Raw genomic sequence first — 20,513 nt, 5'->3', positions numbered from 1 at the left:
TCGGCAGCGCCGCGGCGGTAGCGGCGACTGCAACATTACGAAGCAAGCTTTTTGAATCTGAAGGACCCACAGAAATGAATCTGGAGTGTTGCAAGACGAAGTGCGTCAGCCGCCCGGGAAGGCGGCATGGCGTGGGACTGCTTGGCGTTGCGATCGCGTTGATGGCAATGGCCGGATGCGGAGAGGCGAAACCGCAGCGGACGGCAGTCTTTCCCGCGAAAGGGACGATTACGCTCAAGGGCGAGCCAGCGCACGGAGCAATCATCGCCCTCCATCCAAAGTCGCCGTTGCCGGCTGGCGTCCCAGCGCCTCGGGCGAACGTTGATAAGGATGGCTCGTTCGCCGTTTCGACCTACGACAGCGGCGATGGCGCTCCGGAGGGGGAATACGTTCTCACCGTTGTTTGGAACAAGCTGATCAAGAACGGCGGAGACGTGAGAATTGGCCCGAATGTCATCCCAACCAAGTACGGCAATCCCACGTCGTCCGACTTGGTTGTGAAAGTTACAGCGGGAGAAAACGCCATCCCGGCGATTCAGCTGTAGCAGTTACTCACTGCAGTACGCCACGCTCATAAATTATTTTTTTCAGAGAGGGAACTTAATTATGTCACGCAAAAGATCTGCGTTTACGCTCGTAGAACTACTGGTGGTCATCGCGATCATCGGCGTCCTGGTCGCCCTGTTGCTGCCGGCTGTGCAGGCTGCTCGTGAAGCGGCCCGTCGCGCCGAGTGCATCAACAAGATGAAGCAACTTGGCCTCGCCGTTCAGAATCATCATGATGCCAAGAAAGCGGTGCCTGTCAGCGGCCGTCCCGTCGGCATTGTGGATACCACCGTCCCGCGCATCGCGGCGATGACCCACATTCTCAATTACATGGAACTCGGTACGCTGCGCAATACGTTTGACATCAAAAAGAACTGGTCGCACCTCGACAATCGCATCGCGGCTAACACCGTCATTCCAGGGTTCCTGTGCCCTTCAAGCTCCGAAGCTCCAGAACGACTGGACGGCGACCCGAACGTTAGCTGGACTCAGGAGATCTGCAGCCAAACCGACTACTCTCCCACCGTGTGGGTTTCGGGTCCCTTATACAATCCGGCTAGCGCCACCAACCCGATCGACCCGCCTGGCGCCCCGAATGCGGCTGGCGACTATCCAGGCATCTTGGAATACCAGAATGCGAAAGCTAGCTTCAAAGACGTCACGGACGGTTTGTCCAACACGATCATGTTCGCGGAGTCGGCAGGTCGCCCGTACATTTATCGCAAGAGCATCAAGGTGACCGACGATGCTACTATCGCACGCGTCAATGGCGGCGGCTGGCCTCGTCCGGCGAGTGATATTCTGGTGTTCGGCACGACTGCCGACGGCGTTGATCCTTTCGGAACGTGCGCGCTAAATTGCACCAACGGCCTCGATACCGTCAAGCGAGGCTATCCCGATCCGCAGTTCAGCACCTACGGGGTCAGCGCGCCGTATTCGTTCCACTCGGGAGTCGTTCTTCACGGGTTCGGCGACGGTTCGGTGCGCGGCATTAGCGATAGCGTCGACATCCGCGAGTACGCCAAATTGATCACCCGCGCTGGCGAAGAGGTGAACCCGAATCTTTAATCGCAGTAGCGAGATCAGCTGATTGCTTCAGCTGATGGCGCGATACGAAATAAACCAAGGGCCGTAACGGCAGCAGAGGCAGCCAGTTCGTTCGTCCCACCGCGAGCCGCCTTTCCATGTTTGGGAAGGCGGCTTTTTTTATGTCGACAAAGCCTTGCCAATCATCGTCGCTGCCCAATTGGCGATCAACACTGCGATCAGGAAACTGCCGAACCAGGCTGGCCAGCGATGCTCGGCAAAGGTCCCTTGCCGCAGTTGGCGTAGCCGTACGATGCGGTACGGAATCTGGCCGGCCGTTGCCAGAAATACCAGCCACCCTAGCCGATGGAAGCGGAACGATTCGCGGAAGTCGCCCGACGCGAAGGCGACGAAGCTGCGCGTCAGTCCGCAGCCGGGGCACTCGATGCCGAGCAGCACTCTGCTGCCGCACAACGGCGGCAGTGAATCGAAAGGAAGCCACGAAGCCGCAACGCGACCGCCGTCATTAATGCGCAGTAAGAACGCAAAAGAGACGACGCTCAAGGCGACGACCAGCATCGCCCAGTGGCGGTCGTGCAACTCGGCGCGACGTCGCTGCCAGAGACCGTCGTGGTCCGTGCCATCGGCAGTGCTTTGCGATGAGATTGCTTCGGCAGCCATCGGCTAACTCGCAACGAAGACTTGCTGGCATTTACGGCAGCGAACTCGTCGACCTGAGCTGTCTCGGCTCACCTGATACCCAGCATTGCAGTGGGGACAAACAATCGATACCAAGTCGCGCACAGCCTCCGCTTGCGGCGCCGCTGGGGCGGACGGAGGCGTCGCCGGGCTGCTTGCCATTACTGGAGTGGGTGGCGGAGGCGGCGGGGGCGTCTGCGGTTGTGGCGGAACTGGCGGAACGACAGTCGACGCTGCGAGCCGCTGCGACAGCGTTTGCGGAGTTGCATCGCTGCGAGCGGGTGCAATTGTGGAAGGATTCGCCGGTCGAATTTCCGGCGGAGTCGGCTTAGCGACCGTCGCTGTCGTGGCCGAACCGACTGCGGCCGGCTGCTCATCCTCAACGAGCAAACTAACGCGATCGAGCGGCAGTCGCTCTTTATTCTCTTCGACCCACCGCGCCGCTTCGCCGTTGAGCGGACTCTTCACGTTGTAGCTCTGGTAGGCAAGCATTTCGCCGATGCGCGTGACGATCGACTGCAACGACTCGCCGGCGCCCCAGTGATCGCCCACGCAAATCGCATGCGGGGCGATGTTCGGATGGAACACTGGCGTCAGCATGCGACACTGGGGCGGCGTCCGCGGATACGCGAGCGGCAACGAGATTTCGACGAGGTGGCTTTGAACTGGTTGCAACTCGCCGCCGACCATGCGGACGCTCTTGATCTGCATTTCCAGCTGGTAACGCTCCGGCGGATCGCCTTCGGCTTGAATCAATTTCAGCCGAGGATGACGGCGAACGTACTCGCTGAGTCGTTCGTGATCAGCCTTCAAGCGGCGGAGTCGCACGGCGCTCATTCTTCTATTTCCTTATCCACCGCCGATTCTGGTAAATCATTCGCATCGGCTGCATCTTTTAGTTCACTCGCCGCGGGCACTGGCGTCGCGTTGATGCGCCGCAGACCGAACTTCTCTGGAATGAGTTCGAGGAGCGTCGGGAAAGAGATGGCGAACCCCAGCCCCTCGGCGACGCGCTTGTCGCCGGTCATCGTGTTGATGCCGATCAGCTTTCCGTCGGCGTCGTACAAGCCGCCGCCGCTGTTGCCGGGATTGATGGCTGCCGTGCTTTGCAACACGCGGAAATCAAAATCTGCTTGCGAGCGGCGCCGGATTTGTGAAATGCTGCCCGATGAATGCGTCCACCCCAATCCATGCGGATTGCCAACCGCAAACACCGCGTCGCCAATGTGGGGCGTCTCGTCGCCGTTCCAGACCGCTTCGCGCAGTTCATCGACGGCGCCGATCAGCGGCATCGCGATGATTGCCAAATCGACGCCGTGGGGCGCCACCCACTCGACGCTTGCCGGGCCGAATGTTTGCTCGACAGTCATCACATTGAGGTCGGCCATGTCAGCGAGGTTGGGAGCGCCGGCGTTCGCGGCGGCAGCTTCGCTGAAGTATTCGTCGATCACATGCCGGTTGGTGACGATGTATGCGGAGCCGTCCTCAATCTTGAGAATCACGCCCGATCCCAATCCTTGGCGGCCGAAGCCGAAGTTCGACTGAATCAGCACGTTGGCCCGCATCGCCCGGGAGATGCGGTCAGGAAGTTCGTTGAGCGACTCCGGATCGATCGAGAACTCGCTCATCGCTACGATTCCGGTCGCTGCGCCGCCGTAGTATTGGAAGAGTGCAAACGACCAGCCCACAATGTCGAGCATGCCGATAAAAATGGCGGCGACGGCCAGCGGCATTCCCTTGCGATTGGCCGTGTGCGCGACCAGCGCGATACACGCGACGATGATCGCCGCGAGCCCCGTCACGAGTCCGAACAGCGGGATGCCGGCGATTGCGATGCCGAACGCCCAGAGGGCGATGCGGTTCCAGCGCGGCGGCGGTTCGGGCGCCGGCTCGTAGGTGCGATGTTGCACAGGCGGCGGCAACGGCGTTGCGGCAGCCAGTTCCGCATGGGAGACGGCGATCGTCTCGATCTGTCGCGGCTTGGCGAACGTCCCCGAGCGGGCGCATTGATACGACCCGCATCCGCCTCCGTCTCGCCAACACGCTTCGTGGTGTACGGCTCCGCAGCGCGTGCAGAGCGCCGTCGGTTCGTGCAGTCGCAACTCTCTACTGCAATGCGCACAGAGCGAACCCGCTTCGCGCTCGCCAGCCTGCAAATGTTTCGGATTCGCTTCGCTCACGACCGGCGGTCCAGTGGGTGGAGTTCTCTTGGCATTACTGCTTCAACGCAACCAGCAGAAAGAAGAGGATGCAGTAGCAACACGACAGGCCGAGCGCCGTCCACCCCATGATCATATACAGAGGCCCGCATTTCGCGAGTTGGGCACGTCGGGGAATCAGGTAGAATAGCGAAACGATTGCGATCAGCGGGGCGCACAGACCGAGCAACGCCGCGACGAACAGTGCAATGACGCTTTGCCGAACTGAGGCCAACTCGGCTTTTTGCGATGCGCTCCGGCGGAGGTCGCCGACGGACTGCGGATCCGCGGTTTCGAACGTAACGCCGCAATAGCGGCATTTCAGCGCGATCGATTTGATCGTTTCGCCGCAGATCGGGCAGTTCTTGTGGTCTCCCCAGGCAGTCAGCGGAGCCTGCGGGGATTGCTCGGATTTGTCGCTTGCCGGCGCCTCTTTGCAGCCGAACGTGCCGCAGCCGCCCACTTCCGACCAACATTCATCGTGGTACAGCTGATCGCACGTCGCGCACCGACGCACGCTCTCGCCGACGCCGATTTTCGTCAAGCAGATCGAACAGGTCAGTTGAGCGTCCGTGGCAGTAGCCCGCACGCTTTCTGGACTCGAAGGCGGAGGCGAAGGCGAAGGCGCCGCAGCGGCGACCGCCGCGCCCGGCAAAGGCACGTTGATCCGCCGAGAGCATTGCGGGCACTTGAGCGACTTACCCTTGGCATGCGGAGGCAATCGCAAGATTGCCCCGCAGACGCAGTTGACGGTTTCGGGCACGGGGAAGCGTTCCAGGTCGTCGTGGAAATAAAATCAGTAACCGCTCATGCACTGATCGATGGTGGTCATCAGCCCCTTGAGCAATCTCAGCAACCAAATGAATGCCATGATAGCCATCACCAGGAGCGTAACGCCCAGCACGATCGACAGGATCTCAATTTGAGCGACCACCACGGCGACCGCTCCGATCGCGCTAAAGAAGCAGACCACCCCAAAAATCAGAAACCTCACAGCGCTTCTCGCGAGGTCGTCATTTCCTAAGTACGAGGCCGATTGGCGAATAAAGAGGATAAAGAGGATCCATCCGACGGCTGAGAGCAAACTCCCCAACAAATTCAGCGCAGGCAACTGCGCGCCGCGGCCCGCCATGGAGAGGACGATATTGAGCACCATGCAAATAGCGGCGCCGTTGGCGAGACCCCGGGCGCCACTGTCTTGGGGGGCGTTGGTGCAGCGGACCTGCCCGACAATGATGCCGATCGCGGCCCCAACAAAGACTAGTACAAACAAAAGCCCGCCAATTCCCCCTGCAATATTCGCGGCGTCTCCGTCCCGGCCCGCTACCGCCGTAACAACGCCGCCGATAACGAGCCCTAAAACAATGGCGACCACAATAGAAATATAACTGTAGTAAATCGCCGCCACCCCGCTGCGAACTTTCAGCCAGTCCGGGTCGTGAATGTCGGCAGGGCCGGAGGCAATCCCCCGCAGCGATCGATCGAAAATCTCGTTGCAAAAGCGACACTTAATCGCCTTGCGAGCAATCATCTCGCCGCAGGCAGGGCACGGACGACGATCAGCCTCGCTCGCCGGCTCGGCGTCCCCAAGTTCGTTCGAGGCGGCCGGAGCAACGACTTCCAATTCGTACTCATCGTCTTCTACGATCTCGGCGACTGGAAACGGAATGTCAAGCACGCCGTCGCACTTCGGACACTTGGCCCGCTTGCCGGCCGAGGAGTCGGCGGTCTTCAGCGTCGTCTGGCAACTCGGGCAGGTTACTTGGATGGGCACGTCGAAATCTCCCGAGAAAATATTGATGAGTTGAACGGCAAGGTTGCGGAAGGCAGCGAAGGTGGACGGACGCAATGGATGCAAGCGATCACGACGCCGTCTCTTTCATCGAAAACTCCAGCACGGTTTTCCCGAGCACAATCTTGTCGCCGTCGCGGAGAATCGTGCGCGTCACGGGGATCCCGTTGACGTACGTTCCATCGGGCGTGTTGCAGTCTTCAATCTCGAATCTCCCGCCGCGATTGGTGATCGTTGCGTGACGCGGTTCGATCGCGTCGTCTTTGAATAGGTAGATATCCGCCTTCGGCGAACTGCCCAGAATCGTCGTATCCTTGAACATGATGAACTGCTTGCCCGCCAGCGGGCCCTTGCGCATCAGCAGCCATGCCGTCTTCGTCCAGCCTTCAACGAGCCCGACGAATAGTCCCACAAAGAGGCCAATGGTTCCGAATCCGACGGCTCGACTGTAGGTTGCTTGGCCATCTTCTGTGAGCAAAACAATTGAGATCGGGTCGAACAGCAGGCCCCCGACGAGGCCTCCGAGCAAGCTGCCGACGATGCCGTTGATAATGACTTTCTTTTCACGCAGCGCGATTCCCTGCCCTAAGCCCGCCGGAATTCCGGCGATCATCCAATAGGCCGAACGTCCCATCATAAAAATCAACAGACCAACCCCGGTTGGCAGCTCATTTTCGTCGAGTTCGCCTGAGACGCTGACGGCAATCAGCGTCATCACCATGAAGATCATCCCCGCCGGGAAAATGGCGATCATCCCTCCGGCAAAGCCGACGCCCAGCCCAACGGATCCGCTGATTACCGCGCGGCGAAGGTTGCGGCACATAATTCCTTCCGCCGCCCCTAAGAACAGACCGATTCCGCCTACGACCGCTGGAAACATCAAGAATGCAACGACTGTCACTTCGTCGAGAGAGTTGTCGTCAAACCAAGGTTCCAAACACGCCCACGCGGCCAGGCCGCCGCACATGGAAGCGAGCGACAAATAGAACCAGTTCGCGTAAATGACGCGGATCAACCACGGTTGCCGGCCTAAGTCGCTGACGTCGCGCTGCAGATACTTCTGCATCTCGACGTAGTCGTTGACTTCGGGACGCTGCAGATCGGCGGTTGTGATGCGTATGGGATCGGCCATAACTGGCTGGCAAGCGCCTAGTGGAGATCGATTTCAGGGAACGCGACGTTGCTTCGGGAGTTTCAGTCGCCTGGAGCAGCGGGAGCGGGGTTAGCCGCCGGTGCGGCGTTCGAGGCTGCTGGAGCATCGCCAGGCTTCGCAGTGCTCGGCGTTTTTTCAGCTTTGGCCGCCGGGGCGGAAGGCTGCGGCGGCGAGGCGATTGCTTTGGCGGCCGGCGGCGTCGGCGTGCCGCTAGCCGCTGGCGGCGACGCGAGGATCGCCGCCGCCTCGGCTTCCTTGACTGCCACCAGTCGTACTAGCGCTGATCGTTCTTCTAACGTCAACGCATAGCGCTGCTGGATTTGATCCGCCATCTTCGACGTGAGCGCCAGGCTGTCGACGACGAGTTCGCGCTGCTTGTCGGCCGCGGCCGCCTCCTCGTCTGTAAGTTTCGCATTGGCCGCTGGAAACTTCTTCGTCTCCGTCGCGATGGCGTCGAGATTCTTACGAACTTTGGCGAGATCTTGATCCAGTCCGAGCGCCACAATTTTCATGATGCCGTAGTGGGCGACGGCGCCCTCGATCATCATTTCGCGATCCCAGCGCGTTCGCGCACCGGCAAGCGTGTAGCCCAGCAGGAAGAGCGCCAGCCAGCCTAGCATGGTCGTGATCGTTCCGAGCGATGATCGATCGGCGTTGCTTGGCGCTGCGACGGCTGTCTCCACGCCGCGCGGATCCAGCGCAGGTTGCGAGCGGCCAGCGCTTTCTTTCGCCACGTTTCGCCGGCTCGCTTCCACGGTGCGAATCTCCGGCCCGATCCAGTAGTGGTCCAGCGGAGTCGGTTTGCCCTTCTGCCACGCGAACACTCCCTCCAGGTCGCGCACCGGATCGACGACGTAGGCAACCTGCCCTGCCCCGGAGAAGAAATGCTCGTGAATGAAACAGTCGCGGTCCGAAAGAAAAATGCCGAAGTCGGGGTGCGAGTGATACCACCCGACGATCCGCTTGTCGGCGTACTTCGAGTCCATTTCCTGGTTGATCTGCGCCCAAGATTCGTGGGTGAACGTCACTTCCGCGACCTTGCTCGAAGCATTGTCGCAGCGAATGAAGTTACTCACTTGAGCGAATGGACCTAACTCATCGCGTCCCCATACCCCGACCAACACGCCGCAAATTTCGACCGAAGTATCTTCCTTCGCGTGAGCGCTGACGGCACGGTGCACCTCGGGTACAAGGAAGAATCGGAACGGCGCATGGTAGTCGACCGGGAACCGAAGCTCCGCCAACCCCTCGCTTGCCAAGTTGGTTACGTCAGTAGTACTCACGTCGAACCCTCGTCGTTTGACAGCGAGCGGAGAACATCGAGCTGGTCTCCTGCTAATTCGTAATAGACGAACCGATCGCCGGCTCGCGCTCCGAAAATATCCCACGCCGGGACGCCGAGTTCCGCCAGCGGGCGATCACACAGCGGCGAATCGAGCGCGAGTGAGTGATACATGCCTGGCGCGCGCAGGGCGCCGCACTTCGGGCAAACAGCTGCGCGCTCGGTGACCTTGCCGAGCGAGGCGAGGTGCGTCGTCGTCTCTTGGCACGTTGGGCAGGTGAGCGTCGCCAGCAGGTCGTGGTTGAACTCCAGCACCGCGTCGCCGCCCAAGTCGTGCAGGGCTCGTTCCAGCACCTCGCGCGGGGTGGTGCGGCCAACGCTCCACGGCATCGCGATGACCGGCTCCAAGGCTTCGTGGCTTGGACAATCATCGAGCCGCGTGTAGTTCACCAAATAGCTTTGGTGGTAGGTCCCATCGAAGACGAACCCTTGCCCCGAAAGTGTTTCCAAACCATGTAGCAGCTTCACCGCTTCCTGAACTTGAATGCCGGCGATCACGGACGACGTGGTCGGCGTCGTCGGGGTTTTCCCCTGCTCCATCTCGCTGCGCGTCAACAGCGCGCAACTTCGTCTCGCTTCGAGCATCTTCCAATCGACCTCGCTCATCGTGCACTCGTAGCACGGGCCGATAGCGGGGTCGAACACGCGAGCCACGCCATCAAGGCGTTCGATGGCTCCGTCAATCCAAGGCTTACCGACCTTCGCGGCGGCGCGGTTGATGGCAACGCGAGCCTCGCGATTGTCGAGACCCCCCAGAATCACGTCGGCCCAGCGATACGGACCGAGCCCCAGATCGTAAACGACGTTCGCATGCAGCGGCTCGATCCGCAACTGCGGGTAGATCTCCTTCGCACGTTCCGCGGCGGCGTCGGCCTTTCGTCGACCGCAGTCGCTCTCACGGTAGAGCACCGATCGCGAGAGGTTGCTGTGTTCGATCTGATCGAAGTCGACGACGAGAATGTGCCCGACGCCGAGCAGGGCGAGATTCTTGATAATCTCGTTCCCAAGGGCGCCGGCGCCGATGACGAGCGCCTTTGCCGCTGCGAGCCGCGATTGGTCCCACCAACCGATAAGTTCGAAACGCGAGAAGCGCCCTTCACTAACATTGGGGTTGATCTGCAGCACGTCGCTCATAAGTTTCGATCGTCCCGGTGGTCGACTATGTTGCGTTGAGGTGCGCGTTTGCGGCCACGATGCTCCACAGCACGGACATCGCCCCGCCTGAGACGATGCCAAACCACGCTCGTCCGCGACCGGCGCGCGACGGGTCGGCTCCAATCGTTCTCAGCGCGAGGAGGCCAAACAAAACGGCCAACAAACCGAATAGCGCCCCCACAATCGGAAACCAGGCCAGCACCCCCAACCCGCCGGCGACGATGGCCGACTTCGGTTGATTGACGCCCTTGATGGCGCGATCGGTCAGCGGATATCGCGTCGCCTTCGCCGCAGGAGCGAGCGCACGATCGAGGTAGGTGCGGCAGTAACGACACTTGCGTGCCACGGCGAGAATCGTTTCGCCGCAAAATGGACAGACTTTGATCGCTTCGACTACCGTCATGCACCGTCCCTATTAGCGGCAGCCAGCCGTGATCTCTGGTTGTAGCCGCAAAATATCGCCTTCCTTCACGTTGGCCGATTGCAGCGTGTCGGAGTCGAGCAGCTGCCGCCCGGAACTCTTGTGATGGAACTTATAGCTCATCATTTGCCCGTCAGGGCTGTGCCGCGGCAGGTTCATCCGTTCGATGAGCACGGCGATCAGGCGGTTCACTTCGGCGTCGGTGGGAACCTCCACGAGCTGACGCTTGTTTCCCGTGGCGTCCCAAACTTCGATCTTGATCTCATTCATTGCGGGCGATCGGCCACAGCCGAGACATGGAGAGGAATTTTGCGTCTGCACTATAGCCACCTTTTGCTCCAATACCTAGAGATATCGGAGGATCCGGCGAGGCGATTGGCGACCGCCTGATCGAAGGCGTCGCCGATGCGCAAACGGCGGGCGGCGCGGCGGATTAGCCGGTTGACAGGGCCGCTGTGCAACAGTGGTATGGCCCGATCGCACGTTGCTTCCCCTGGCAGCCGTCCGTTAGCATAGAAGGCGGCGGAGACGGACCGAAAATAGAACGTGGCGGAATCAACTGAAGCAACAATGGCGAACATTCCTCCTGATGCTGAGAACCCCAGCGGTACGCGCGAGGCGGAGGGCGTGACGGCAGTCCCTGAGCGGGTTCGCCGCCGATGGAAACGACGCATGGCTGGTTGGATGCTGCTCCTGATTCTCGGTTGGCTTGGCGGCGCTTATCTGCTGCTACCGCTGGTCTGGAAGATCAAGGAATCCCGCCATCCTGCACTTGATGATCTCCCCGACGTCACCCGTGCGGCCGACAACATTCCGGGCGATCCGCTGAATGTGAGCCTGATCGGGTCGGAGAACGATCTCATCAAAGGGATGGCGGCGGCCAAGTGGCTGGAAGCGAAGCCGTTGTCGCTGAGCAGTGACCTCAAAATCGCCGAAGCGACCGTGTTAAAACGCCCCGACGATCAGGCGCCGGTAAGTAGCCTTTACTTATTTGGCCGCAAGGAGGATTTGGCGTTCGAAAAGCAGGTCGGCGACGACCCTCGCCAGCGCCACCACGTTCGGTTTTGGAAGACTGACAAGATCGACCCCGATGGCCAGCCCGTTTGGATTGGTTCGGCCGCGTTCGACAAAGGGGTCGGCCTCAGCCACCGCACGGGGCAGATCACGCACCACATCGACGGCAACGTCGATCAGGAACGCGACACCCTGTTCGTTGACCTCAATGAGGCGGGCGTCCTGAGCGATGAATACATCGTGCAGCACTTCCACAAGACGCTCGAAGGGAAGAACGGCGGCGGCGACGAATGGCATACCGACGGCAATCTTTACGTGGGCGTGCTCATCCCGGAGTAACCCCTGCGGTTTTGCCGCCGGTGAATGCAAGCGGAGCGGCTTGAGGCGGTCGCGACCCCGGTTTACTTTGGAATGGCGATCGCTTTTTTCGCTTCTCGGGTACCGCCGCGACAATGTCGGCGGCTGTCGATGCACCGCCGGTTGTTGCTTGTCGCTCTGCTGCTTGGCGCGCCTGGCGTGACGGGAGAGCTTTTCGTTGGGCGACCAGTCGCGGCTGATGAGTTTGCGGTGCAGTCTGGCAGCGACGGCAAGTTGCAGTACCGAGCCGATGAACTTGGTAATCGCATCCCCGATTTCTCGACCTGCGGCTATGCCGGCGGCGATCGCGACATTCCCGACGTGCCGGCCGTCGTCGTGGTGCACGCCGGAGAGGGCGACGATGAGACGCGCATTCAAGCGGCGCTCGACCAGACCGCGGCGTTGCCGCTTCGCGAGAATGGCTTTCGCGGCGCCGTGCAGCTCGCGCCCGGTGAGTTTCAAGTCGCCGGCCAACTCGTGATGAACGCCTCGGGCGTCGTGCTCCGTGGCGCGGGGGCGACGGCAGAGGGCACGATCGTCGTGGCCAGGGGCAGTGATCGGCGTACGCTCATTCGCGTCGCTGGCGTCGATGATCGCCAGCCGCCGGCGGCCTCTTCCATTCGCCGCGTCGTCGACGATTACGTCCCAGTAGGCGGCACAGTGCTCACGCTCGACTCAGCCGCCGGTCTGAAGGTCGGCGACGCGATCGTTCTACGACGCCCCAGTTCAGTCGAGTGGGTCAAGCGACTTGGCGCCGATGCGTTCGGCGTCGGTTGGCGTCCTGGTTCGCGCGACATCTCTTGGGAGCGAACCGTCGTCACCGTCGATGGCAAGCGAGTGACGCTCGACGCGCCGGTCACCACCGCGATCGAAGCTAAATTTGGCGGAGCGACGGTGGAATCGCTCCAATGGTCCGGTCGTCTTAAAAATGTCGGTGTTGAGGACCTCGTGCTTGCCTCCACGTTCGACAAGAACAATCGTGCCGGAGAAGATCATGCGTGGCATGCCGTCGTCTTCGAGAACGTGGTCGACGCTTGGCTGCGGCGGGTCAAGTGCCGACACTTCGCCGGCGGCGCGGTCGCCGTGTGGGAAACCGGCCGCTGCATCACCATCGAAGATTGCTTGTCGCTCTCGCCGGTTTCCGAACTCGGCGGCCGACGACGCATGGCCTTCTTCACTCAAGGGCAACAGACGCTCTTCCTCCGCTGCTGGAGCGCGGAGGGCATTCATGACTTCGCGACCGGCCACTGTTCCGCCGGGCCGAACGCCTTTGTAAACTGCTTCGCCGCGCGAACGCATGGTGACAGCGGGCCGCTGGAGAGTTGGACCTCGGGGCTATTGTTCGACAACGTGCGTATCGACGGCGGTCGCATCGCTTTCGAGAATCGCTGGGCCGCGCCGGCCGGTTGCGGTTGGGCTGCGGCGAATTGCGTGGCGTGGCAGTGCCAAGCGGCGCAGGTGCGCTGTTTCAAACCGCCGGGCGCCAACAACTGGACGATCGGCGTGTGGGCGAACGTCGCCGGCGATGGGCTGATTGAGGGGATTGGCGACTTCGCGCAGCCACTTAGTCTGTTCCAAGCCCAACTCCGCGAACGCCGTGGCGACGCTGCCGCGCGTCGCATCGATCCGCTCTTGCTCGATCCGGTCGGTTCGACGAATCCGACGATCGCTCAAGCCGAAAATTTTACGAGACAATCCGCCGAGCCGCCAAAGCAATTGATCGACGTGATTCGTGAGCGAATGGAAGCCGCGGTGAAGAGCGACGTCATTCAACGAAGTCTCACGAAAGACACTGCGCCGTCTCGTTCCCCTATCAAGAGCGTCGACCAGCAACCGCAAACCAAGCCGCTGGGCGTGCTTAACGGTTGGCTCATGATCGGCGATCGCGTCGCGACCGGTCGCACGCTGACGCCCAAGTGGTGGGCCGGCAACATCCGCCCTGCCGAGGCGCCCGCCTTCGGGCCGGCCATCACGCGATTCGTCCCCGGTCGCGTCGGCAGTGGTTTCACTGATGATCTCCCCGCGCTGGCGGCTCGCATGAACGCCGACGGCATGGTCGCCTACGACCATCACTACGGCCTCTGGTACGACCGTCGCCGCGACGAGCATACGCATGTGCGACAAGCGAATGGCGAGGTCGAACCGCCGTTCTACGAGCAGCCCTTCGCTCGCACCGGCGAGGGCGACGCATGGGATGGGCTGAGTCGCTACGACCTCACGCAATTCAACCCCTGGTACTGGAATCGACTGCGCGACTTCGCCAAGGAGTGCGACGACAAAGGTCTCGTGTTGCTCCATCAAAACTATTTTCAGCACAACATTCTCGAGGCAGGCGCGCACTGGGCCGACTCCCCTTGGCGGCCGGCGAATAACGTTAATGGTCTTCTCCCCTTCCCCGAACCGCCCCCCTACGTTGGCGACAAACGCATCTTTCTCGCGGAGACGTTTTACGACGTCACGAATCCGCAGTTGCGCGAACTCCACCGCGAGTACATCCGACAATGTCTCTTCAACGTTTCCGACCGCACGAACGTGATCCAACTCACCAGCGGCGAGTACTCCGGGCCGCTTCATTTCGTCGAGTTCTGGATCGACGTCATCAGCGAATGGGAACGTGAAACAGGCCGCGACGCGCTCGTGGCCGTCAGTGCGCCAAAAAATGTGCAGGACGCGATTTTGTCCGACCTAGTGCGTACTGAAGCGGTCGACGTGATCGACGTTCGCTACTGGGCCTATACCGCCGACGATGGGCTGTACGCCCCCAACGGCGGCGAGAACCTGGCGCCTCGCCAACACTTGCGGCAGACCAAGTTGAAGCCTGGCGGCGCCGCGGCGATCGTGCGGGCGGTGCGCGAGTACCGTGAGCGCTATCCCGAAAAAGCCGTCATTTACTATGCCGACCAGAATTGCCCCAGTGCTCACGACGGCTGGGCGGTCCTCATTGGCGGCGGCTCGCTGGCCGACGTGCCCCGACTTCCCGCGGAACTCGCCGCCGCTCTGTCGGCGATGAAACCAGACCAAACGCTAGAACTGAACGCAAATCAGTGGGCGCTCTCGCAGCCGGGAAGCGCCTACCTAATCTACTCTGCCGCATCGGATGAGCCGCTCAAATTAAAACTCCCAGACAGCGACGCATCGTACGAAGTCCGCTGGATCAACGCGACGACCGGCGCCGTCGCTGATGGCTCGGACATTCGTGGCGGCGCGGCAATTTCGCTGCAGCCGCAAGAAAAAATCGCGTGGATCACACGCCGCGAATAATTCTGTGAACGGGTGGCGTTTTCACAGCGCATCATCGTCGCGGGAGCCACACGCTCATCTCAGACGGCCCGCGGTTCGCCCACGCATAGTAAGGAATCAGCCGCAGCTGAACCGACCGGCTCGCATCGTCGCGTACCAACGGTTGGTAGAGTCGCCCCTGCCAATCGCCGCCAGCGCGGACCGCTGCCGTCGTCTCCACGACCGTCACGCCGCCGAGCAGTTGATTGTCATGCTTCGCGTTCAGCGGCGCATCGGCGTTGATAGCGATTTCATGGACTCGAACCCCGTCCGGCAAGTCGGGCGACTCCAGGCAATAAACTATTGGTCCACGTTGCACCGCCAGTTGGTTGCGAGTTTCTTCCACCTGTGGATGAGCTTCGATTAACTGCGGCGTCATTGGCAGATTGAGCGTCACCCGGTCGCCTCGTGTCCATGCACGCTCAATCGTGAAGTACCTGCCGGGCGTAGCTTTCTCCTGCAACTGCTCGTCGTTGAGACGTACCGTCGCGCCTTCGCACCAACCAGGAATGCGCAGCTTGAGTGCGAGCGGCTCCTCGCGGCACTCTTCAACGATTAATTCAATCCGCCCGTCCCACGGGTAGTCGGTCCGCTGCGACATCGCGAACGGCTGTCCGCCGAGCCCCGTCTCGATGCGATTTCCGCCATAGAGATTCACCCACAGCTCGCTCTCGGTGCGGCTGTAAGCCATCCCGCCGACTTCCGCCAATGTTCGCAGCACGTTCGGCGGACAGCAGAACGACGTCACGAACGGCACGCGCGTCCGCGGCCAGCGGAGCGGCGTCGGTTGCGGCTCGACGTTTCGCAGCGGATTCACATAGAAAAAATCATCGCCGTCGAGACTCATGCCCGCGAGGATCGCGTTGTAAAGCGACAGCTCGATGACGTCGACGTACTTTGCGTCGCCGGTCGCCAGGAACATCCGCCAGTTCCACAGCACGTTGCCGATCGCGGCGCAGGTTTCGTTGTGGGCCGTTGCGTTGGGAAGTTGATAATTGCGGCCGTACGCCTGATGAACACGCGTGATTTGCTCCTGCTGCTCACTCCCGTCGGGCGACGCGCCGTCGTAGAGAGCCCCGCAGCCGCCGGTGACATAGAGTTTTTGTTCGACAACGTTATGCCAGATTGCATCAAGCGGTTTCATCAGCCGCTCATCGCCCGTCTCCAAGAAGAAATCTGCGGCGCCGGCGTAGAGATAGTTCGCCCGCACGGCATGGCCGACCGCTTCGCGTTGATCGACGAAGGGAATGCGATCCTGGTTGTCGTCGCCGCCGACTGGCTGCCCCGACTCGCTCACGCCAAGGTTGCGCATGTCGAGAAACGTCTGCGCGAGCTTTAGGTGACGCTGTTCGCCCGTCGTGCGGTACAACTCGATCGCCCCCATGTAGTGCGACGGGCAAACCGAGTTTCGCGCCAATTCCGGCGTTGGCGCCGCGAAAGTGCGGCAAAGAAAGTCGGCCGTCTTCTGCGCGATGGCAAGAAACCGGTCGTTCCCAGTGACGCGATGATGCAGACACGCCGCGGTAAGCAGGTGCCCCATGTTGTACATCTCAAAGTTGTGACGGTCCGCAAACGGCTGCAGCGACTTGTCGCCGTTGCGATGCGCGATCAACACCGGCGTATGGAGGTACCCGTCGTCCCGCTGGGCCTTCGCGATAACTCGAATCGACTCGTCAAGAATCGCCGCCAACTGCGGATCCCGCGTCACCGCGTAGACCGCCGTCACCGCCTCCAGAAACTTGTAAAAATCGCCGTCGTTCCAAGGGGCGCCGTGATACTCTCCCTCCGCCTCGCCCGCGGCAATCTTGAAGTGCCCCAAGAATGGCTTGTACTTGCCGTCGCGCATCAGCTTCCACATCGCCGGAATCGAACGCTCGCGCAGCGTGGCGAACCGCTCAGCCCAAAACCCCTCGGTCCAAACCACGTCGGCGAGCGGAATCGACTGTAGCTTCGCGTGCGAACTCTGTCGCGTATTGACGACTTCGCTTGCTGCGACTTGGCTGGCGAGGAAAATTGCCGCTGCGAGGGCGCAGGTCGGCATGTAGTTGAGGCTTTTTAAATCTCTCGCAAAGGCGCAGAGGCGCAAAGGAAAGACAGAGAAACTGAGTAACGTTACCTTTCTCCCCTTTGCGCCTCTGCGCCTTTGCGTGAGATCTTTTTGCATTGGAAGCATGGATAGAAAAGATTCCTATTGAGCGATCTTGGTGATCCGCAGCGCCTGCCAAGGTTTCCCCGGCAGCGGGACACTTCGCCCCACTTTATCGACGAAGACATACTCCGACTCACGTCGCACGACGAACGTCTCGTCGATCGGCGTCACCGTCATGTTCCAAGTATCAAGCACCTCCACACTAAATGTGTCGCCATCCTTCAGCTCATACCGCGGCAGGAAAAACTTCCATTCGCGGGGAGCTTCCTTCCCAAAGTAGACGAGATAATATTCTCCCGGCTGGCCGACGATGTTCGGGTACTGCAACCTATCGATCGGCTCCAGCCCCGCTTCTGGCGCTATGCTGAGGGTCTCGGCGAGGAACTTGATCCGCGCCGGGCTTTCGCCTTTGAGCGTTCCGCCCTTCGCCCACCAGAGCACATCGTCGTCAGCGAGATAACATTCGCCGTGCCCCGGATACGTGCCGGCCACGATGCACTCCCAGCAGCGGTGAACCATCTCTTCCGCCGACAGATTTCCCCAGCGGCTTGGTATGTCCCCCTCGTACTTAATCTCGTCAAACAAAATCGGCTTGCGGTACGCATCGCGGTACAGCACCGCCCGGCCCGCTTCCTCAGCCGCGGAGCCGTTCTGGATGCTCGCGTGCGTGAGCCGAGGGTTCGTGTGGTTGTAGAGCACACGGCCGTTGTGGATCGACGTCAGCCGATCGTACGGGTCGGTTCGATCGACCACCTCGATCATCCGATCCCAGTCGCTCTCCTGCTTCTCCAGCATAAAGTCGTACTCGTTGGCGAGCGACCACCAGACGTTGCGATACGCCGCGAGCCGGGCGACCACGTACCGGAGGTAACGATCGTCCGCCTCGTCCGACATGCGGTCGAACCCCCAATGCCCTTCGTCGTAGGGGTGCAGCAGAATGACGTCGGCCTCGATGCCGAGCTTTTGCAGATCGACGATCCGCCGCTCCAGGTGCTGGAAGAACGCTGGATTGAATCGCCTAAAATCCCACCGATCGGGCGCCTCCCCCTCAAACGCATATAGCGGCGGTTCGTTCTCGTTCCACTTGTACCGCTTTGGAAAGACGCACATCCGCAGCTTGTTGAACGGCGCCTCGGCGAGCGTCCGCAGCGTCGCTTCCTCAAGCTCCGTGGGCTGACTCGTCCACGCATAGCAGGTCGTCCCAATGGGGCGATATGGCGTGCCGTCGGCATAAGCAAAATGAAAACCGTTCTTCACGACCACCGGGCCATGGTTGTCGCCGGTCGGCGCCGTCGCGATCAACTCGCCACTCTTGCCGTGGAGCGCCGGCGCGTTGGAACTCGTGCGATAAGTCCACTTGCCCGCGCTCGGCGGGCTGAAGCGAACGACATAGCGCCCCTCGCCGTCGTAGAATCCCGGTACGTGCAGCCGACGGTTGGCCTCATCCGCAAAGTCGGCCGCTAGATCGACGTCGACAAACGGATTGCCGTCGGCCGGCCCAGCGAGCACGACTTCGTGCACGCCCCATTGCTCGCACTGCGGCGTCGCCCCGGCCGCAGCGCATGCAGGCAGCGCGAACGCCACGGCCACCATCAGACCGAAGAACTGTTTCACGGAAGAGTCGTCCGTCGAGTGACAAGAAGCGAGAAGAGTTTTGCCACTCCTGTCTTAGCGCTTGCCCGCTCTGATTTCAATCGACGCGGCGTCAGAGCCGCCAGATTTCCGAATCGCCAATAGGCATTCAAGAAATGGCTCTGTTTGCGTCTCCGCGTCTTCGCGTGAGGTCGGCAGAAGAAGATGTCTCTCGCAAAGGCGCAGAGGCGCAAAGGAATACGCAAAGAAGAATAGGAGGAGTACGATCGAAGTACGGAAACGTTTTTTGCGTTTTCTGCGACTCTTCGTGGCTACGCAATGATTTCCTTCACGACGCGCGCCGGTTCGACGCCGGTCAGCTTTTGCTCGAGGCCTTGGAACTTGTAGGTAAGCCGCGTGTGGTCGAGGCCGAGTTGGTGCAAGATCGTTGCATGCAGATCGCGGACGTGGACCTTATCCTGCGTGACGTTGAACCCAAAGTCATCGCTGGCGCCGAGCGTCACGCCTGGCTTCATGCCGCCGCCGGCCAGCCACATGGTGAACGCATTGGGGTGATGGTCGCGACCGGCGCCGACGTTGTTGGGGTTCCCCTGCACCATCGGCGTGCGGCCGAACTCGCCGCCCCAGATGACGAGCGTTTCGTCGAGCAGCCCGCGTTGCTTGAGGTCGCGCACCAGCGCGGCGCTCGGCTGGTCTGTCTTCTCGCAGTTCTTTTGCAGGTCGGGAACCAAGTTGCCATGCTGGTCCCATGACTCATGGAAGATTTCGACGAAGCGAACGCCGCGCTCTACCAAGCGGCGCGCGAGCAGGCAGGTGTTCGCGAACGACGGCTTGCCCGGTTCCGCGCCGTACATCTTGAGAATATGCTCCGGCTCGTCAGCGAGGTTCATCGCCTCAGGCGCGCTCGCCTGCATGCGATACGCCATCTCGAATGAGTTAATCCGCGTGGCGATTTCGGGGTCGCCGACGACGTCGAGGTGCTGCCGATTAAGTTCGTTGATCGCGTCGAGCGAATCACGCTGCAGGCGATTGTCGACGCCGCGCGGGTTCGAAAGGAACAGCACCGGATCGCCGCTCGTGCGAAGCTGCACTCCTTGGTGCACCGTCGGCAGGTAGCCGCTCCCCCAGTTGGCGCTGCCGCCGCTGGGGCCCTTGGCGCCGGTGCTGAAGACAACGAAGCCAGGCAAGTTCTGTGATTCGCTGCCGAGTCCATAGAGACTCCAAGCGCCGATTGAGGGCTTGCCGAACTGCTGGCTGCCGGTGCTCATCATCAGCTGGGCCGGCGCATGATTAAACGCGTCGGTCGCCATCGATTTCACAATCGTGATGTCGTCCGCGATGGTTGCTAGATGTGGCAAGAGCTCCGAGAGTTCAGCGCCCGATTGACCGTGCCGCGCGAACTTGAACTTCGGCCCCATGAGCGTCGAGTTCGGATTAATGAACGCTGCTCGGTAGCCGGCGAGGAGTTCCGCCGGCGGCAGCGTGCCGTCGAACTTGGCGAGTTGCGGTTTGTTGTCGAACAGCTCGAGATGGCTCGGCGCGCCGGCCATGAACAAAAAGATGACGTTCTTCGCCTTCGCCGGCAGCTGGGCCTGCTTCGCTGCGAGCGGATCGGCCGCCGCGCGGGCGACGCTGCTCCCTAGCAGTTGGTTCAGTGCGACTGCTCCGAGGCCGACGCCGCATTCCTTGAGAAACCACCGACGAGCTAGCTCGCGCGGCGGCAAACCTGCGTGTTGATGCGATTGGCAGTTCATGAAAATTTGTCAGTTGTCAGTGGTCCATCGTCAGT

General features: G+C 61.1%; 17 protein-coding genes. 4 read left to right on the top strand and 13 right to left on the bottom strand.

Annotation, left to right across the window (positions count from 1 at the left end):
- Positions 1–74 precede the first annotated feature (74 nt).
- Complete coding sequence (locus PLANPX_RS17420; RefSeq protein WP_152099963.1) at positions 75–545, top strand: hypothetical protein; 471 nt, start codon at positions 75–77, stop codon at positions 543–545.
- Between the two features lie 61 nt (positions 546–606).
- Entirely contained in the window at positions 607–1,614 is a 1,008-nt protein-coding gene (locus PLANPX_RS17415) for a DUF1559 domain-containing protein (protein WP_152099962.1), read from the top strand.
- A 138-nt stretch (positions 1,615–1,752) separates the two neighbouring features.
- Here the strand turns inward: PLANPX_RS17415 and PLANPX_RS17410 are convergent, their stop codons facing one another.
- From PLANPX_RS17410 to PLANPX_RS17365, 10 genes are all read right to left on the bottom strand, one after another.
- Entirely contained in the window at positions 1,753–2,253 is a 501-nt protein-coding gene (locus PLANPX_RS17410) for a DUF2752 domain-containing protein (RefSeq protein ID WP_152099961.1), read from the bottom strand.
- A 3-nt stretch (positions 2,254–2,256) separates the two neighbouring features.
- Positions 2,257–3,108, bottom strand: coding sequence for a ubiquitin-conjugating enzyme E2 (locus PLANPX_RS17405; RefSeq protein ID WP_152099960.1), 852 nt, complete (start codon positions 3,106–3,108; stop codon positions 2,257–2,259).
- Positions 3,105–4,451 carry a trypsin-like peptidase domain-containing protein gene (locus PLANPX_RS17400; protein WP_152099959.1) on the bottom strand — a complete coding sequence of 449 codons (1,347 nt, stop codon included), beginning with the start codon at positions 4,449–4,451 and terminating at the stop codon, positions 3,105–3,107. The genes PLANPX_RS17405 and PLANPX_RS17400 overlap by 4 nt, the downstream gene beginning before the upstream one ends.
- A 34-nt stretch (positions 4,452–4,485) precedes the next feature.
- Positions 4,486–5,013, bottom strand: a complete 528-nt coding sequence (locus tag PLANPX_RS17395) for a hypothetical protein (protein ID WP_152099958.1) — start codon at positions 5,011–5,013, stop codon at positions 4,486–4,488.
- Between the two features lie 252 nt (positions 5,014–5,265).
- On the bottom strand, positions 5,266–6,327 hold the full coding sequence (locus PLANPX_RS17390; protein ID WP_152099957.1) for a zf-TFIIB domain-containing protein: 1,062 nt from the start codon (positions 6,325–6,327) through the stop codon (positions 5,266–5,268).
- 4 nt (positions 6,328–6,331) lie between these two features.
- A complete protein-coding gene (locus PLANPX_RS17385) occupies positions 6,332–7,393 on the bottom strand; it encodes an FHA domain-containing protein (protein ID WP_152099956.1) in 1,062 nt (353 codons plus the stop codon).
- A 62-nt stretch (positions 7,394–7,455) separates the two neighbouring features.
- Positions 7,456–8,697, bottom strand: coding sequence for a Mov34/MPN/PAD-1 family protein (locus tag PLANPX_RS17380; protein WP_172992138.1), 1,242 nt, complete (start codon positions 8,695–8,697; stop codon positions 7,456–7,458).
- On the bottom strand, positions 8,694–9,890 hold the full coding sequence (locus PLANPX_RS17375) for a ThiF family adenylyltransferase (RefSeq protein WP_152099954.1): 1,197 nt from the start codon (positions 9,888–9,890) through the stop codon (positions 8,694–8,696). The genes PLANPX_RS17380 and PLANPX_RS17375 overlap by 4 nt, the downstream gene beginning before the upstream one ends.
- A 25-nt stretch (positions 9,891–9,915) precedes the next feature.
- On the bottom strand, positions 9,916–10,314 hold the full coding sequence (locus tag PLANPX_RS17370; protein WP_152099953.1) for a DUF4190 domain-containing protein: 399 nt from the start codon (positions 10,312–10,314) through the stop codon (positions 9,916–9,918).
- 12 nt (positions 10,315–10,326) lie between these two features.
- A complete protein-coding gene (locus PLANPX_RS17365) occupies positions 10,327–10,602 on the bottom strand; it encodes an EsaB/YukD family protein (protein WP_152099952.1) in 276 nt (91 codons plus the stop codon).
- A gap of 300 nt (positions 10,603–10,902) precedes the next feature.
- Here PLANPX_RS17365 and PLANPX_RS17360 point away from each other — a divergent pair, with 300 nt between their 5' ends.
- Both PLANPX_RS17360 and PLANPX_RS17355 read left to right on the top strand, forming a co-directional pair.
- Entirely contained in the window at positions 10,903–11,685 is a 783-nt protein-coding gene (locus tag PLANPX_RS17360; RefSeq protein ID WP_198421755.1) for an LssY C-terminal domain-containing protein, read from the top strand.
- A 129-nt stretch (positions 11,686–11,814) separates the two neighbouring features.
- A complete protein-coding gene (locus PLANPX_RS17355) occupies positions 11,815–14,964 on the top strand; it encodes a DUF6298 domain-containing protein (protein ID WP_152099951.1) in 3,150 nt (1,049 codons plus the stop codon).
- 31 nt (positions 14,965–14,995) lie between these two features.
- On the opposite strand, the gene PLANPX_RS17350 is transcribed toward PLANPX_RS17355, so the two are convergent.
- From PLANPX_RS17350 to PLANPX_RS17340, 3 genes are all read right to left on the bottom strand, one after another.
- A complete protein-coding gene (locus tag PLANPX_RS17350; protein ID WP_172992137.1) occupies positions 14,996–17,023 on the bottom strand; it encodes a glycoside hydrolase family 127 protein in 2,028 nt (675 codons plus the stop codon).
- Positions 17,024–17,170: 147 nt separating this feature from the next.
- On the bottom strand, positions 17,171–18,745 hold the full coding sequence (locus tag PLANPX_RS17345; RefSeq protein ID WP_198421754.1) for a DUF5060 domain-containing protein: 1,575 nt from the start codon (positions 18,743–18,745) through the stop codon (positions 17,171–17,173).
- A 290-nt stretch (positions 18,746–19,035) separates the two neighbouring features.
- Complete coding sequence (locus PLANPX_RS17340) at positions 19,036–20,478, bottom strand: DUF1501 domain-containing protein (RefSeq protein WP_152099949.1); 1,443 nt, start codon at positions 20,476–20,478, stop codon at positions 19,036–19,038.
- Positions 20,479–20,513: the final 35 nt, after the last annotated feature.

The sequence above is a fragment of the Lacipirellula parvula genome, assembly GCF_009177095.1.
In the GTDB taxonomy this organism is placed as follows: Bacteria; Planctomycetota; Planctomycetia; order Pirellulales; family Lacipirellulaceae; genus Lacipirellula; species Lacipirellula parvula.
The sequence above is the reverse complement of the archived record's forward strand: the minus strand, read 5'-3'. Positions and strand labels throughout refer to the sequence as shown.